Raw genomic sequence first — 15,723 nt, forward strand, 5'->3', positions numbered from 1 at the left:
CATGACCTCATCCAAAATCCCTTCGATCCTTGCCGGGCTGATCGGCGCGGGCATTCAGTCTTCGCGCACCCCAGCCTTGCATGAGCACGAAGGCGACGCCCAAGGCATGCGCTATCTCTATCGGTTGATTGACCTCGATGCGCTCAAGCTCGACAGCAGCGCCCTGCCAGATTTGCTGCAGGCGGCCCAGCGCATGAGTTTTACCGGGTTGAACATCACGTTCCCATGCAAACAGGCAGTGATTCCCCTGCTGGACGAACTGTCCAGCGAGGCCTTGGGCATTGGCGCGGTAAATACCGTGGTGTTCAAGGACGGCAAGCGCATCGGCCACAACACTGACTGCCTGGGTTTTGCCGAAGGCTTTCGCCGAGGCCTGCCGGATGTGCCGCGCAAGCGTGTAGTGCAACTGGGTGCCGGCGGCGCGGGAGCCGCCGTGGCTCATGCGCTGCTGGCCGAAGGCGTCGAGCAGCTGAGCATTTTCGAAGTCGACCCGGCGCGGGCGCAAAGCCTGGTGGACAATCTTAACGCGCACTTCGGCGCGACACGTGCGCAGGTCGGGCGGGATTTACCTGGCGCGATGGCCAGCGCTGACGGCCTGGTCAACACCACGCCCGTGGGCATGAGCAAATTGCCCGGCACCCCGCTGCCACCGGAACTGCTGCATGCCGCGCTGTGGGTTGCGGAAATCATCTACTTCCCGCTGGAAACCGAATTGCTGCGCCACGCTCGGGCGCTGGGCTGCCGCACGCTGGATGGCGGCACCATGGCGGTTTTCCAGGCGGTGAAAGCGTTCGAGCTGTTCAGCGGCCAACCCGCCGATGCCGAACGTATGCAAGCGCACTTTCAGCACATGAACGACTGAGGTTCAGGGTCGCAGGTAGCGCGTCACTGAATCGCAGATCATGTCCTTGTGGCGCTGCTTGACCTGTTCATCCACCAGATCGATCTGGAAGATTTCCGAGAACGTGTGGCGGTTCGAGATCCGGTAGAAGCAGAACGAACTGATCATCAGGTGCAGATCGATAGCGTCCACGCCCTGGCGAAAGATGCCGTCGCTCTCGCCCCGGCGCAGCAGCTTGTCGAGCGTCTCGACGATGTTCTGGCTCAAGGCGCGGATCGTCGGCGATTGTTTGACGTTTTCGCCGTTATGAATATTTTCGATGCAGACGATGCGCACGAAATCGACGTTGCGGTCGTGGTGGTCGAAGGTGAATTCCACCAGACGCTGGATGGCCTGCATGGGTTCCAGTGCATCCAGATTCAGCCCGGTTTCGGTGCGGCGAATATCGCCGTAGAGCTTCTCCAGCACTTCAGCGTAAAGCTGCTCTTTGCTGTTGAAGTAGTAATAGATCATCCGTTTCGAGGTATGCGTGCGTTCGGCGATGGCATCGACACGCGCGCCGGACAGTCCTTGCGCGACAAACTCGACAATGGCGGCTTGCAGGATGTTGTCACGGGTCTTTTCCGGGTTGTTCTTGCGGCCCTTGACGGGTACCGGCAAAGGCGCCTCGGCGAGACTGTCTTCGGTAGTTTTCATTATTGATTCACGGTTCGGATAAACGATTGGCCGCGTGCATTATGCAGGCGACTGCGCCAAAGATCCCGTCCCTGACGCAGCCGTTCAATCAGCTACTCAATCAAAGTCGGGCTTGCCGTGCCGCGCCGCTGCGAGCCTTGGCCATCGCCGCCAGCCGCACGGCCACGTTTGCGGCGCCATAACCGACATATCCGTTCTTGCGCTGCAGGATTTCGAAGAAGAATCGATCATCGAATGACTCGGTGTACACATGAAACAATTCGCCACCTTGGGCATCACGGTCGTACAGCACGTTGTAATACGCCAATTCGCTGAGAAATTCGTCGTCGAAATCGAAACGCGCGGCCAGATCGTCGTAGTAATTGAGCGGGATATCCAGCAATTGCACGCCCGCCTCTTTCGCGCGGCTGACCTGGACGAAGATGTCCTCGCAGTCAAAAGCGATGTGGTGCACACCGGAGCCGCGATAACTCGACAACGCGTGGGAAATCGCCGTGTTGCGGTTTTCCGAAATGTTCAGCGGCAAGCGCACCGTGCTGCACCGGCTGCGCAGCGCCCGGCTTTTCACCAGCCCGTAAGGGTCCGGCAGCACCACTTCGTCGTCGGCCTCGAAATCCAGCACGGTTTTATAGAACAGCACCCAGCTGTCCAGGCTGTCAGCCGGCAGGGCCATGGCCATGTGGTCGATGCGCTGCAAGCCACCGCCCTGTTCAGCGTCAGGGTTGATGATGAAATCGCTGTCGTAGATCGACTGGCCCGGTTGAGCCGGCTCGACAAGATAAATCAGGCTGCCATCAGGTGCGCGCACGGCGAGAATTTCCCGCTCATTGGGCCCGACCAGACCGCGATAGGGCTGACCTTTGTAGACCCTGGCCCGCTCCAGCGCCGAAGCGCCGTCGTCGACCCGTAATGCGGTGGCGCACAACGAAGGACCGTGGGCTTCGAAGAAACTGTGGGCAAACGAATAGGGCTCAGCGTTGAGCACGATTTTGATATCGCCCTGCCCCAGCAGGCTGACGGCTTTGGAGCGGTGCTGGCCCAGTTTGGCGAACCCGAGGTTTTCCAGCCAGCCGGAGAGTTTCGCGCCCTGGGCGTCGTCCACGGCGAACTCCAGGAACTCGACGCCGTTGTAGGTACTGGCGGGCGGCGGACTGAACAGCAGGCCCTGAGGTATCGCCTGTTCTTGTTGCAGCTGCTGCTCAAGCAACAAGCGGGTCTTCTCTTCCAGGTACAGCAATGAGCGCAGACCATCGGCGGCGTTGGCCCGAGGCGGTGCGGCGCGGAAACCGTCGTTGAAAATTTCCAGGGACAGCGGGCCCGTGTAACCACTTTGCAGGATAGGCGCGAGAAAACCCGGCAGATCGAATTCGCCCTGACCGGGGAAGCAGCGGAAATGCCGGCTCCACTCCAGGACATCCATGGCCAGTAACGGCGCGTCGGCCATCTGCACGAAGAAAATCTTCTCGCCGGGGATTTGCGCAATGCCGCTCGGATCGCCCTTGAGCGACAAGGTGTGGAAACTGTCGAGCAATACGCCGAGTGCCGGATGATCGACCTGACGCACCAGATTCCACACCTGTTGCCAGGTATTCACATGGCGACCCCAGGCCAGCGCTTCATAGCCGATGCGCAACTGTCGGGCACCGGCACGTTCGGCCAACAGGCTCAGGTCATCACGCAGAATGTTTTCATCGCCAAGGGAATCAGCGGCGGCGTTGCTGCACACCAGCACCAGATCGGTGCCCAGTTCCTGCATCAGATCGAACTTGCGCTCGGCGCGGTCGAGATTGCGTTGCAGACGTTCCCGGCGACAGCCTTCAAAGTCGCGAAATGGCTGGAACAAGGTGATGGCAATGCCCAGATCGGCACACAGCTGCCGAACATGGCGCGGGCTGCCGTCGTAATACAAAAGATCGTTCTCGAAAATCTCCACCCCGTCGAAACCGGCGGCAGCAATGGCTTCAAGTTTTTCCGGCAGGGTTCCGCTCAAGGAAACGGTGGCAATCGAACGTTGCATGCTTGCACTCCTTTGAGGTCGCGACCTCTGCGGATCGCGTGTTGATGCTTCTGAGCGAATTATTCGCCTCGCAAACCGCTACCGCAAATAAAATGTACCAACTGGTTAGTTTTGCGTTCGATAATCGCCCAAAACCCTTTTCAGCCAATTGACGGTGCTGGCCGTGATGCCCAAGATCAGCTCCACATTGTCGGACAAGGTTAATCCTGACGTCGTAACCGCTCATGTAGGCAACGTTGCAAGCTGCCTCAAATGCTTGGTTCAAGCAGTCCCATAACAATTTCAATAAGACGGTCAATCGCCATGAACGCTCAACACAACAGCACTATTTGCCCTTGCGGCCCCCCGCCCCGATCATCGGCCTCGTCGACCCAATCCGTTGAATGCGCTTTTATTACCCGCCCGACGGGTATCGGATCGCGCTTCGCCTGATTAAAATCCAGCGCCCTCGAAGAGTGGCCCTTGCAGGATTGACGCCTGCGGGATCGCCCACGGCCCGTCAACGGCCCTGATTCGAGTCGCCTTTTCAGTTCGATCGTGGCCCATGCCGCGGTCCTTGAACGGATGGCCAGACCATGCTTTCGACACATTCCTCTGCAACGGCGGCCAAGACCGCGCACCCTCACGCCGGTATCGGCGAGAAAATCCGTGGCGCCATGGCCGTGGGCAAAACCCGCTGGGGCATGCTCGCCCTGGTGTTCTTCGCCACGACGCTGAACTACATCGACCGCGCCGCGCTGGGCGTCATGCAGCCCGTACTTGCCAAGGAGATGGGCTGGACGGCGATGGACTACGCCAACATCAACTTCTGGTTCCAGGTCGGCTACGCTGCAGGTTTCCTGTTGCAAGGCCGCTTTATCGACAAGGTCGGCGTCAAACGCGCGTTCTTCCTGGCGGTATTACTCTGGAGTGTTGCCACTGGCGCCCACGGCCTGGCGACTTCGGCAGCCGGATTCATGGTCTGTCGCTTCATTCTCGGCCTGACCGAAGCCGCCAACTATCCGGCCTGCGTGAAGACCACCCGGCTGTGGTTCCCCGCTGGCGAACGCGCCATTGCGACTGGCATCTTCAACGCCGGCACCAACGTCGGCGCCATGGTGACCCCGGCCCTGCTGCCAATCATCCTGACCGTTTGGGGCTGGCAGGCCGCGTTTCTGTGCATGGGACTTCTCGGTTTGAGCTGGGTGGTGATCTGGCGTCTGAAGTATTTCAATCCGGACGAGCATCCAACCGTCAGCCAGGCTGAACTGGACTACATCCACAAGGCCGTCGAACCCGAGCCGGTCAAGGTTCCGTTCACACACATCCTGAAAATGCGCGGCACCTGGGCCTTCGCCCTGGCGTACTCGCTGACCGCTCCGGTGTTCTGGTTTTACCTGTACTGGCTGCCGCCCTTCCTCAATCAGCAATACAACCTGGGGATCAGCGTCACACAGATGGGTATTCCGTTGATCCTTATCTGGCTGACGGCGGACTTCGGCAGCATCGGCGGCGGGATTCTTTCGTCCTGGCTGATCGGCCGTGGCATGCGCCCGATTACCGCGCGATTGCTGTCCATGCTGGTATTTGCGATCACCATCATCAGCGTGATCTTCGCTGCCAACGCCAGCGGCCTCTGGGTCGCGGTACTGGCTATCGCCCTGGCAGTGGGTGCGCATCAAGCCTGGACCGCGAACATCTGGAGCCTGGTGATGGACTACACGCCCAAGCATCTGATCAGCACGGTATTCGGCTTCGGCGGCATGTGCGCAGCGATTGGCGGCATGTTCATGACTCAGATCGTCGGAGCCGTCCTGACGGCGACCAACAACAATTACAACGTGCTCTTCACCATGATCCCGGCCATGTACTTCATCGCCTTGATCTGGATGTACTTCATGGCACCGCGCCAGGTACCGACCATCAAGGAATAAATCGCTGCACCTTAAACAAGGCCGCTTATTGCAAGCGGCCTTGTTTATGGCAAAAAAACATCACAGGGAAATATCCGACAAACATTTCTCTCAGAAAAAACTGACAAACAACTGGAAATTTTCCTTGCCGATCAGTGAAGCTTGGCGCCGGTATCTGCCCCTCGCTTCGAGCGTGGGCATCTGCGCCCAAGCCTCGACTGAATGGACTCAAGGAACTCCACATGTTTGCCACGCGCTGGACCAGCCTGACGCTACTGACCCTGGGCTACGGCCTCGCCATTGCCTATGGTCATTTCAGCCTGCCGGTCGTCGTCACCTTTGCGCTGTTGATCATGGCCGGGATCTGCGTTACGCAGTTCAAACAGCGCGCGGTGATGGGCTTTGGTCATTGTCTGTTCATCGCGCTGGCGATAGCACTGGCCAGCCACTGGCTGCCGGGTTTCTTCAGTGAACGGGTAATAGCGGCGCAACGACTGACGCCACAGTCCGCACCTTTTTCCATGTACCTGAATCTGGATAAACCGCTGATCGGATTCTGGATCCTGCTGGCCTGCCCCTGGCTGCTGCGCAACGTTGCCATCGGGCAAATTGTCAAGACGACATCATTGACGCTGCCGGGCACCGCGTTCGCCTGTTTGAGCACCGCAATGGCATTGGGGCTTATCGGCTGGGACCCTAGCTGGCCAGCGAAAAGCTCACTGTGGCTGGCGAACAATCTGTTACTGGTGACCCTGACCGAAGAACTGCTGTTTCGCGCTTATATTCAGGGCGGCCTGCAACGGTTGTTCAAACCGCTGCGTTATGGGAGCACACTGGCGCTCGGCTGCGCAGCACTGCTTTTCGGAGTGGCGCATTTTGGCAGCGGTTGGCAATGGGTCCTGCTCGCTGGCCTGGCGGGCGTTGGCTACGGCCTGGCCTTTCGCTTCGGTGGATTGCCGGCAGCGGTCATTACCCACTTCGGCGTCAATCTCGTGCATTTCAGCTTTTTCACTTACCCCATGTTTGATCGGTAGGCTGCCTGTTAGCGCAAGTGGCTCAGGTGACTCGTCGGTCATTTTGTCGATCAGCTCAATATATCGGTACCAGTGCCGATAGTATCCCAAAGCCTAGCGGATCGAAGCTCATGCGTAATAACCAGCCCATCACTCAACGTGAACGGACCTTTCCGGCCAATCAGCGGTTGATCTCAACCACTGACGCCCGTGGTGTCATCACCTATTGCAACGACGCTTTCGTTGAGATCAGTGGCTTCTCCCGGGAAGAACTGCTCAAGTCGCCACACAATACCGTTCGCCATCCCGACGTGCCTGCCGCCGTTTTCGAACATATGTGGACGACACTGAAAAGCGGTCAACCGTGGATGGGCATCGTCAAGAATCGCAGCAAAAATGGCGACCATTACTGGGTCAACGCTTATGTCACACCCATGTTCGAGAATCAGCAGGTGGTCGGCTTCGAATCGGTTCGGGTCAAACCCACCACCGAGCAGGTTCAACGCGCCGAGTCGCTGTATGGCCGTCTGAACAACGGCAAGTCGGCGATTCCAGGTCGGGATAAGTGGCTGCCGGTGCTACAGGACTGGCTGCCGTTCATCATGGTCAGCCAGCTGAGTTTCCTGATCGGCGTGTGGCTCAATTCCCACTGGGGTTTCGCCTTGGCCGCCGGGCTGTCGGTACCGCTGGGCCTGCTGGGCCTGACCTGGCAACAGCGGGGCATCAAGCGCTTGCTGCGTCTGGCGGAACAAACCACATCCGACCCGCTGATCGCGCAAATGTACACCGACAGCCGTGGCCCGCAGGCGCGTCTGGAAATGTCGATCCTCAGCCAGGAGGCGCGGATGAAAACCTGCCTGACGCGCCTGCAGGACACCGCCGAACAACTCAACGGCCAGGCACGTCAGTCCAATACCCTGGCCCACGCCAGCTCCTCCGGCCTGGAGCGTCAGCGGATCGAAACCGAGCAAGTGGCCACCGCCATCAACCAGATGGCCGCCACCACTCAGGAAGTCGCCAGCCATGTACAGCGCACCGCTGACGCCACGCAGCAAGCCAACGAGCTGACGCGTCGCGGCAGAGACATCGCCGGGGAAACCCGCGAAGCCATTCAGCGCCTGTCCACTTCCGTGGGCGAAACCGGCCTGACCGTGACCCAACTGGCTAAAGACAGCGACGAGATCGGCGGCGTGGTCGACGTCATCAAAGGCATCGCCGACCAAACCAACCTGCTGGCCCTCAACGCTGCCATCGAAGCTGCACGCGCCGGGGAAATGGGCCGTGGCTTTGCGGTCGTCGCCGACGAAGTCCGTCAACTGGCGCAACGCACCACCGAGTCCACAGGCCAGATCCACGGCCTCATCGCCAAGCTGCAACAGACCGCCAACGCCGCCGTGCAAACCATGAACTCCGGCCATCGCCAGGCCGAAGAAGGTGTCGCCAAGGTTCTCGAAGCGGATCAGGCATTGATCGGCATCAGCGAAGCCGTGGCCCACATCACCGACATGACCACCCAGATCGCAGCCGCGACCGAAGAGCAAAGCTCGGTGGCCGAAGAAATTAGCCGCAACATCGCCACCATCTCCCACCTGGCCGACCAAACCTCCGAAGAAGCACTACGCTCGGCAACCCTGAGCGGCGAACTGACCAGCACTGCCCATTCGCAGTATTCGTTGGTGGAGCGGTTTAATAGGTAGTTTCCGCACGCAATAAAAGAACCCCAATGAACCTGGTTTATTGGGGTTTTTTGTTGGGTTTTTTTGAGTTGCAGTTTGATTAATTAAGTGTGGACTACACGATTGAGGAAGTGAGTTGTAGGGCTGTTCTGAAAGTAAATAGTTAGTGGGTTTTTGGGTGAGTCGGGTGTTGACGGCTAGTGCTGATTGATATTAGTTGGATTTCAGGTTGAGTGATTGGTGACTGCCTGAGGGTGGAACGCTTGACCTTTGAATCTAATTAATTGTGCAGACATTACTGCGCACGATGGAGAACGACATGAACAAAAACAACGAACTTCTCGCACCTAATGTACCCGCCGCAGAGACCGACGGACTTATCAAATTAAGCGATCTCACTAGCGACTTGATTGTCACTCTACCGGTGTGGCCTTTCGCGATGCCCGACGATGGATTTCAACTGACTCTGGATGAAACGCCTGTGGGTACGAAGATCGTACTCCCTGATCCAGTACCTGATGAGGGGACTGTACTGACGGCGGCAATTCCCCTCACAAATCTGGACCAAGATAAGAGCTATGCGGTTGGCTACTTAGTGATTGCATCACCTGGAGGTGGTGGCCGGCCTTCTGAGCAAACTTCGATTCGTATTGATCGCACGCCAGCCGGCGGACCGCTGCTCGCCCCCCTACTTCTGCCGAGTATTTCGCTGGCGAATGTCACCGGTAAAATCCCCGGCTATATCGGCATGGAAGTGGGTGACACCATTCAGACCCTCTGCAATACAGCCGAAGGCCCCGCCTACATTATCATCGCCGAAAATCTGACCACGCTACCCATCGAGATCACCTTTACCCGTGAATTCCTCGAAAGCCTTCAAAGCAACAAGGTCAACATTACCTATCACGTCACAGACCGAGCGGGTAATCAGTCGATGTTCGCGCAATCTGTAGAACTGACTTTAGGGGGCGACGATGCAACACACCTAAACCGACATTCGAATCAAAACGATAAAACCACCGCACATACCTATGCCCTTGATGCCCCCAGCATTCCAGTCGCACAAGCTGATGGCTTGATCGCCGTCGACGATTTGAACAGCAACATCATTATCTATTTCCCCGTCTGGCTCGGGGCACACCTCGGCATCGACACCAATCAACTGATGATCAACGGAGTGTTGGTGGGCGACCCGGTAACGGTTCCCGATGAGGCCACCGAGTTTTCGCTCACTATCCCGCTGGCGACCCAACTCAAGGAGGATGGCAACTACGATATCGGCTACCGGGCGACCAGCGTCATCGGTGGGACGCCCAACGACTCAGAAGTCACCACCATCCGCATTGACCGCACCGCCCCCGGCGCTGCAATGCTCGCGGCCTTGGTATTCCCCCAGGTCAACTTCGGCGACAGGTTGATCGGCCGGATGCCGGGTTACGCTGGCATGGAGGTAGGCGATCTTATTCAGACTATTTGCAATGGTGCCAATGGTCCTTCTTATCTGATTCAGACCGAGGACCTGACCAAGTCCATGGAAATCTCCTTCCCTCGGGAATTCTTGCAAAGTCTCGAAAGCGACGAGGTCAACATCACCTACCAGATCACCGACCGTGCCGGTAATCGCTCCATTCTGGCGGAGCCAGTTGATTTAATACTGCAATCTTAATCAAGATAAACACCCATATGTATTAAATCTTGCTGATCCTGCACGCGCTTGCGTGCAGGATCAGTATTAATCCGTTGAATGAAATTTCCTAGGACCATAAAACACCAAAATTCGGCCATCAGCATTAGTTCGTCTCCGGCAACAATTGTAGTACTTGACCTACAGATATACCTCTTAGGCTCCTACAACTACTTTCAAGACAACAGATTTACCCCCTGTAATTCCTGCACTATACCTAAAACTCACAACTGAAAGAATCGCCCTTTTATGTCGTTCAAGGAAACAATAAAAAAGTCAGCAGCGCGAGTTTTCGGAGAAACATCCTGACTTGACGACCGAGCGCTGAAGCAATGTAATGCGCCAAAAAAAACCGCCACGAGCGGCACTGATGAGTTTCATTACCGGACCATAGCCAATAACAAATTAAGGATTATCATATGGATGAAACGCCTCCAACCAATAACACCGACAAGAACAAGCAGCAGGAAACACCCAGCGCCAATGTCGATAAACCACAAGCCCAGCCAACATTTGGGGATATCTCAGATAGTCTGAAAGCGCCTTTTCTGCCGCATGTAAAACCCGACGCAATCAGTTATGAGGAAGTGCACACGGGTGTCTGCGTCCATATTCCAGGATCAGCGAAGATGTTGTTCGGCGACGAGCTGGTGTTCTACTGGGGCGTCAACAGTTCCTCGACCCCCATATTGCTCAAGCACGTGAACTCAAACAGCGTGGTGCGCGTGCTGTGCATCAGTTATCACTTTATTGAGTGCGTGCAATACGGGTTGGTGGATCTGTACTTCGAGGTTTATCGAGATCAGCAGTTGATCGGCACCTCGCCAGCACTGGTGGTCACGGTCAACCGCAACTCACCGGTGACTCCCAGGCAACGGCAACGCAAGCGCAATATGATCCGCAGGTACGCAAAAAAACCTGATAAAAACCGCTTCTGAAAAAAAGAACCCCGGTGTGAAACGCACCGGGGTTCTGGAGGAAGAAATACCGTCCCGTAGGACTTATGAAAACCAAGCGATGCCGCCGTCTCAAAGAAACGGCGGCATCCTTTTCCAGCGCCTAATACAGCGCGACTGCCTAGAACGCCAACTTCAACCCGACATTCGCCCCCCATGGCTGCTCGACGTTTTTGCCTTTCATGTAATCAAAGTCGGCATGCAGTTGCAGCCGCTCCGACAGCGATACGGAAACCCCCGCGCCCAACTCGGCACGCGAGCCAGACAAATCATTGCCGAAGCGCTTGTCGTTGACCTTGACGTCATTGCTGCGCGAAAACTCCTGCGCCATGGCCACCCGAAGATAAGGTGTCAGCACGCCGCCATCCTTAAGGGTGATGCTGCGTCCGGCCGAAGTCCCGACTTTGCCCAACGTTGATTGCGTACGCTCGTTGTTGGCCTGCATGCCGTTGTCCAGCGTGTAGCTGTCGCCTTGCACCCACACGCTGGACAGCTGCGCGTAAGGTTCGAGGAAATAGCCATCGGCAAAGTTGATGTGCCTGCCAAACTCCAGCGAGCCACCAACAGCGCTGCTTTCATAGTCGCCCTTGGCCTTGGTGCCATCGCTCATGGCCACTTTCGACTCGTTGCGAAAGCGGTTGAGCTTGAGCACGCCGTCCAGGTAGTAGCCAGCGTCAAGCAGCCAGGTGCCGTAACCGCCGACGTAGTAGCTGTCGACATTGCCGGTGGTGCCGCGACTCAGGTCCAGGTCGTTTTTGCTGTAACCAGCCATGACGCCCAGCGACAACTCGCCGATGCCCACTTGCAGCGGCGCATCAACACCCAGGGTCAAACCGCTTTGCTTCTGCTGGTAATCCACACCATCGCCGGTCGAGGCATTGAACCGACTGCCATAGCTGCGCATCCATGCGCCGCCCAGTGGCTTGCCGCGCACCTCGCCCATGCGACTGCGCAAGGTAGTCAGCTCGCTGTTCCAGATGTTCGGCGCCGCGTTGAACAGCGCCAACACACTTTGCGTCGACGGGCTGATGGTCTTGCCGGAACCGACAATGAACCAGTCATCGCCGCGTTGCTCCAGCTCGTAGGAATACACCCCAAGATCCGCCTTGCCACCCAGCAGACCAAACTGCGCATCCCCGCCCGCAGTATCCACCACCATCAAGGGCTCAACTTCAGGCGTCACCAACTCCAGCCCGGTGTTTTGCACCTTCAACGTGTGATTACCGTTGGCCTGACCGTTCACCTTGAGCAAATCCCCGGAATGGTTATCCAGGTTTATGCGCATATCGAACGTGCCACTGCCGGACAACTCGCCAAGGGTCAAGGTCTTGAAAGCCCCCTCGCCAAAACTCACCCGCCCGCCATTCATGGACAAAGCCTTGACGCTGCTGTCATCCACCATCTGCCAACTCGCCCCGGAATTAATTGCCAACGTGTTGCTGTTGATAATATTGCCGGTGAGTTGCGCGTAGTTTTGCAGGGCGACGTTTAGGGTGCTGGTGTCATCGGCGATGAGGTTGCCGTTTAGGCGACTGTCGTCGACTGTAAAGTTGGCGGTGCTCCGGTCTTCCACTTCCAGTAGATTGCCGTTCCCGGCTATCAGCGTTGTATTGTTCTTAATATTGATGTTGGCGGTATAGGGAACAGTAAAACTGGCTGAAGTATCGACTTTGATGGCAGCTCCAATTTTAGACTCCACAATGGAGTCATCCACGGTCAACCAGCCGGTATGTGATGACGCAGAGTTACCGTCCGCATAATTCAGATAGGCGCCATTTTCCCTGCCTACGATGTGACTTTTTCCGACTATATTCATAGTCGCACCAAAGACACCAACCCCCCACCCTCCCCTTGATACCGTAGCCTCCAGGGACTCCACCTGGGTATCGACAATATCTAGATTCCCACCGTTAGTAACGCTAACCGCCATTCCCGAACCACTGATCAAGCTGTTGGAAATATTGCCTCGTGCGCCATTTCCAACTACGACAGCCGGCAATTGAGTTGAATTCACGACAACAGAGTTCGCAATACTGAGCACTCCACCATGCTGAAGCCTCACTGACCCTTCCACCCTGGTATTATTCTCCAACGATACATTAGACCCCCAACTTTCAACCGTATAAACGGTTGCGCCATCGGCGTTCAGTTCGCTGCCATTGATTAACTTGTAATACTGCTCAGCGACGCTTGTAGAATCCAGATTCACTACGCCGTGATCGATGGTTTCTTTTGTTTGCATTTCCGCTTTCACGGCAGTATTAAGCGAGCAAATAACAACACCCAAACCCACGGACTTTAAAGCACTCGTTCCAATAGAAATCCTCACCACCACTCTCCTTTCAATTGAGCGGCAATTATCAGGCAAGAAAAATCTTACGACGTCTTAGGACCAATGCCAACTCGTAGGACATTTCCTAAAGAAACATCAAATGAGTCCTACATACCTTTACAAGACACTGACATTGACGAAACCATCACCACCCAAACTACAAGAACATGCTTTTTCCTACCAGAAAAAATGGTGAAAATTATTTACCCAAAAAACCCTTGACGACGTCGGCAATTTCCTATTAGTTAGTTTTAGATAGTCACAGACTATCAATACGACAAACTATCAACACGGCGTAAATACACTTGCGTGGTTATCTACGTAGATGCCTTACAGTCGTGGCGACCATAAATCAATAGTTGGAGATTCATCATGTGTAATTCACATCGCCGCTCAGTAACCCGCAGTGCCAGAAAAGCGGATCCGGTTCTTGCGCAGCCAATTGTGCCTGTTGCAGATGAAGTCGACGGGCTCATCAAGACGGCAGATCTTGACCGCGACGTTGTCGTCAACTTTCCGGTGTGGGATGGCGCGGATTTCATGGACAGATATGTACTGGCTCGAGACGGCGCTGAAATTGGTACGCCTAAAAACCTGGATCCAGTGCCTCCAGTTGGGACCATCCTCACGTTAGAAATACCCGTAGCAACCGAACTGACTGAGGATGGCCTGCATTCTTATACTTATCTTGTATCCAGCTTTCCGGGGGGAAACGGTTCACACTCCCCAGAAGTAACGGTATTAATTGACCGTACCCCGCCTGGCGCGCATCAACTGGGGCATATGGATTTCCCCGATGAAGCCAAGGATGGTCTGACTGCTGCAGAACTCAACGACATGGGCAACGTACTGACTGGCCAGATCCTCGGTTATACGGGACTTAGCCGTGGCGACGTGATCAAGACCTATTGGGGTGACGTCGCTGGGCCTGAGGTCGAATTACAAGGCGACGAGGATGGCAGCCAGCCGATCGAAGTACTTTTTGACAAGGCGTTCCTGACATCGTTGGGTAATTCTGCGGGAGCCACTTTTTACCGAGTGATGGATCGTGCCGGTAATCTTTCTGGAGAATCGCGAAAGCTGACTATCCCGCTGTTCCTGACGGAAATCACCCCCGACCTGCCACCACCTGTTATCGACGCTTTTGATGGCACGATTGATTACAACGAAGCCAAGGCTGGCGTGGAAGTCAAAATCCCCACTTCAGATGTGCTTGAAGAAGGGGATGAGATTGTACTCAACTGGGGCTCCCAAGCTATCGGCCCATACCCAATAGCTCCGGGAGATATTGGAGAACCTTTCGTACTGATTTTCGATGTAGCTTACGAGACCATTGAACTGGCTGGTGATGGTTTGCGCCAACTCAAGTATGACGTTGTACGAAACAGCCAGATTGTGGGTTTTTCGGAACAACTCGAAGTGAACGTCAATGTGGAGCTGCCCGTTCCTGGCAACCTCGACAAACCTACCATCCGAGGTGCCAGCAGCATCCCGAGCAATGAAGATAACTTCATTGACGTTGAAGATTTCGAGCTTAATGCAACAATTATTATCAATTGGAACAGCGGCTTCAAAGCGGCTCAGATCATCAACATTTACTGGGGTGGGCAGGAGGTTCTTGCTGCGCCGTATGTAATCACCAATACCGATGTTGCAGCGGGGCGGTCGTTATTGTTGACTGCGTTGAACAGCAAATTCAAACCAGTCGGCGCAGGCAACGATATCAGAGTTTTTTACACCGTTGCCAGCACAGGAAACCCAAACGCCTCCACATCCCCAGAACAAAGCATTATCGTTCAATCCAAGGATGAGTTGCCAGGCGGACCAGATGGCCCAGACGCACCCGAGTTCACAGCACTTAATGAAAACGGCGCAATTAACGTCGAGTTATCAGTCAACGGAGCGCCAGTTTTTATTAAACCTTACACCAACATCGCGTCAGGCCAAACGATTGTATTCACATACGAAGCCTACAACAAACTCGTGGGAGGCGAACAGAAATTTATCTGGACACACACCTCACTACCACTGAGTGAGGAGGAAGCAACCGCGGGCTACAACTTCGCTGTTCCGCTCGCTCAACTGACTAACCATTGCTATGGTCACGCGGAAGCATTTTTCCAAGTACAAAGCGATAAGGGTCAAGGTAATTCGAAACGAGCCAGCGTATTTGTTGACCTACGCGTTGCAGGTGTTTGCTCTTAAAGTTCTTATATCAATCACCTCAAACAACCAGGAAAACACATGAATCACGCACCCGTATTTACTTCAACTAATCAAAATGGCGCCATCAATCAAAAGCTTTCCCTTCAAGGAGCCCCCGTCTTCATCAAGCCCGTTAAAGGCATGAGACTTGGTCAAAGAATTGAGTTCACTTACGAGGCGTATGACAAATTAGACGAAGGCAATAAAAAATTCGTATGGACCTTCCTCTCTCAGGGACTGACCGAAAGAGAACTGCGTGGAGGCTATCACTTGAATCTACCTCGAGAACAGCTTATCAAACACTGTTTCGGCCACGGCGAAGCGTTTTACGTAATCCATGACGAGCAGCAACCCTCCCACCGCAGCCATATATGGGTTGACTTGCGCCACGGCGGCTCTTGCGAATAACCA

11 protein-coding genes are annotated in these 15,723 nt (G+C 55.4%); 8 read left to right on the forward strand and 3 right to left on the reverse strand.

Annotated features, from left to right (window positions below; translation table 11 throughout):
• Position 1: 1 nt before the first annotated feature.
• Complete coding sequence (locus AFK24_RS27915) at positions 2-862, forward strand: shikimate dehydrogenase (protein ID WP_065836313.1); 861 nt, start codon at positions 2-4, stop codon at positions 860-862.
• A 3-nt stretch (positions 863-865) separates the two neighbouring features.
• Here AFK24_RS27915 and AFK24_RS27920 read toward each other — a convergent pair whose 3' ends face one another.
• Positions 866-1,537, reverse strand: coding sequence for a TetR/AcrR family transcriptional regulator (locus AFK24_RS27920; protein ID WP_065836314.1), 672 nt, complete (start codon positions 1,535-1,537; stop codon positions 866-868).
• A gap of 100 nt (positions 1,538-1,637) precedes the next feature.
• Positions 1,638-3,554 carry a 3-dehydroshikimate dehydratase QuiC gene (quiC, locus tag AFK24_RS27925; protein ID WP_065836315.1) on the reverse strand — a complete coding sequence of 639 codons (1,917 nt, stop codon included), beginning with the start codon at positions 3,552-3,554 and terminating at the stop codon, positions 1,638-1,640.
• Between the two features lie 575 nt (positions 3,555-4,129).
• Here quiC and AFK24_RS27930 point away from each other — a divergent pair.
• From AFK24_RS27930 to AFK24_RS27950, 5 genes are all read left to right on the forward strand, one after another.
• A complete protein-coding gene (locus tag AFK24_RS27930; RefSeq protein WP_065836316.1) occupies positions 4,130-5,467 on the forward strand; it encodes an MFS transporter in 1,338 nt (445 codons plus the stop codon).
• Between the two features lie 221 nt (positions 5,468-5,688).
• A complete protein-coding gene (locus tag AFK24_RS27935) occupies positions 5,689-6,480 on the forward strand; it encodes a CPBP family intramembrane glutamic endopeptidase (protein WP_065836317.1) in 792 nt (263 codons plus the stop codon).
• 110 nt (positions 6,481-6,590) lie between these two features.
• Positions 6,591-8,156 carry a methyl-accepting chemotaxis protein gene (locus AFK24_RS27940; RefSeq protein ID WP_065836318.1) on the forward strand — a complete coding sequence of 522 codons (1,566 nt, stop codon included), beginning with the start codon at positions 6,591-6,593 and terminating at the stop codon, positions 8,154-8,156.
• A 298-nt stretch (positions 8,157-8,454) separates the two neighbouring features.
• A complete protein-coding gene (locus AFK24_RS30330; protein WP_080482353.1) occupies positions 8,455-9,801 on the forward strand; it encodes a hypothetical protein in 1,347 nt (448 codons plus the stop codon).
• Positions 9,802-10,238: 437 nt separating this feature from the next.
• Entirely contained in the window at positions 10,239-10,757 is a 519-nt protein-coding gene (locus tag AFK24_RS27950) for a hypothetical protein (protein ID WP_240500469.1), read from the forward strand.
• A 139-nt stretch (positions 10,758-10,896) separates the two neighbouring features.
• Here AFK24_RS27950 and AFK24_RS27955 read toward each other — a convergent pair whose 3' ends face one another.
• The gene (locus AFK24_RS27955) at positions 10,897-12,705 is read right to left on the reverse strand and encodes an autotransporter outer membrane beta-barrel domain-containing protein (RefSeq protein ID WP_240500473.1); all 1,809 of its coding nucleotides are present in this window, start codon (positions 12,703-12,705) and stop codon (positions 10,897-10,899) included.
• A 774-nt stretch (positions 12,706-13,479) separates the two neighbouring features.
• Between AFK24_RS27955 and AFK24_RS27960 the strand changes: the two genes are divergently transcribed.
• Positions 13,480-15,312, forward strand: a complete 1,833-nt coding sequence (locus tag AFK24_RS27960; RefSeq protein ID WP_065836319.1) for a hypothetical protein — start codon at positions 13,480-13,482, stop codon at positions 15,310-15,312.
• A gap of 39 nt (positions 15,313-15,351) precedes the next feature.
• Positions 15,352-15,720: a hypothetical protein gene (locus tag AFK24_RS27965; protein ID WP_065836320.1), complete on the forward strand. Its 369-nt coding sequence runs from the start codon at positions 15,352-15,354 to the stop codon at positions 15,718-15,720.
• Positions 15,721-15,723: the final 3 nt, after the last annotated feature.

Origin of the sequence: Pseudomonas syringae (assembly GCF_001698815.1) — a bacterium.
GTDB classification, from domain to species: domain Bacteria; phylum Pseudomonadota; class Gammaproteobacteria; order Pseudomonadales; family Pseudomonadaceae; genus Aquipseudomonas; species Aquipseudomonas syringae_A.

Excerpts from the sequence above, each read along its gene's own strand:
- AFK24_RS27965 (WP_065836320.1), top strand. The coding sequence starts at position 15,352 with ATGAATCACGCACCCGTATTTACTTCAACTAATCAAAATGGCGCCATC.
- AFK24_RS27940 (WP_065836318.1), top strand. The coding sequence starts at position 6,591 with ATGCGTAATAACCAGCCCATCACTCAACGTGAACGGACCTTTCCGGCC.
- AFK24_RS27930 (WP_065836316.1), top strand. The coding sequence starts at position 4,130 with ATGCTTTCGACACATTCCTCTGCAACGGCGGCCAAGACCGCGCACCCT.
- AFK24_RS30330 (WP_080482353.1), top strand. The coding sequence starts at position 8,455 with ATGAACAAAAACAACGAACTTCTCGCACCTAATGTACCCGCCGCAGAG.
- AFK24_RS27950 (WP_240500469.1), top strand. The coding sequence starts at position 10,239 with ATGGATGAAACGCCTCCAACCAATAACACCGACAAGAACAAGCAGCAG.
- AFK24_RS27920 (WP_065836314.1), bottom strand. The coding sequence starts at position 1,537 with ATGAAAACTACCGAAGACAGTCTCGCCGAGGCGCCTTTGCCGGTACCC.
- AFK24_RS27915 (WP_065836313.1), top strand. The coding sequence starts at position 2 with ATGACCTCATCCAAAATCCCTTCGATCCTTGCCGGGCTGATCGGCGCG.
- AFK24_RS27960 (WP_065836319.1), top strand. The coding sequence starts at position 13,480 with ATGTGTAATTCACATCGCCGCTCAGTAACCCGCAGTGCCAGAAAAGCG.
- AFK24_RS27955 (WP_240500473.1), bottom strand. The coding sequence starts at position 12,705 with ATGGCGGTTAGCGTTACTAACGGTGGGAATCTAGATATTGTCGATACC.
- AFK24_RS27935 (WP_065836317.1), top strand. The coding sequence starts at position 5,689 with ATGTTTGCCACGCGCTGGACCAGCCTGACGCTACTGACCCTGGGCTAC.
- quiC (WP_065836315.1), bottom strand. The coding sequence starts at position 3,554 with ATGCAACGTTCGATTGCCACCGTTTCCTTGAGCGGAACCCTGCCGGAA.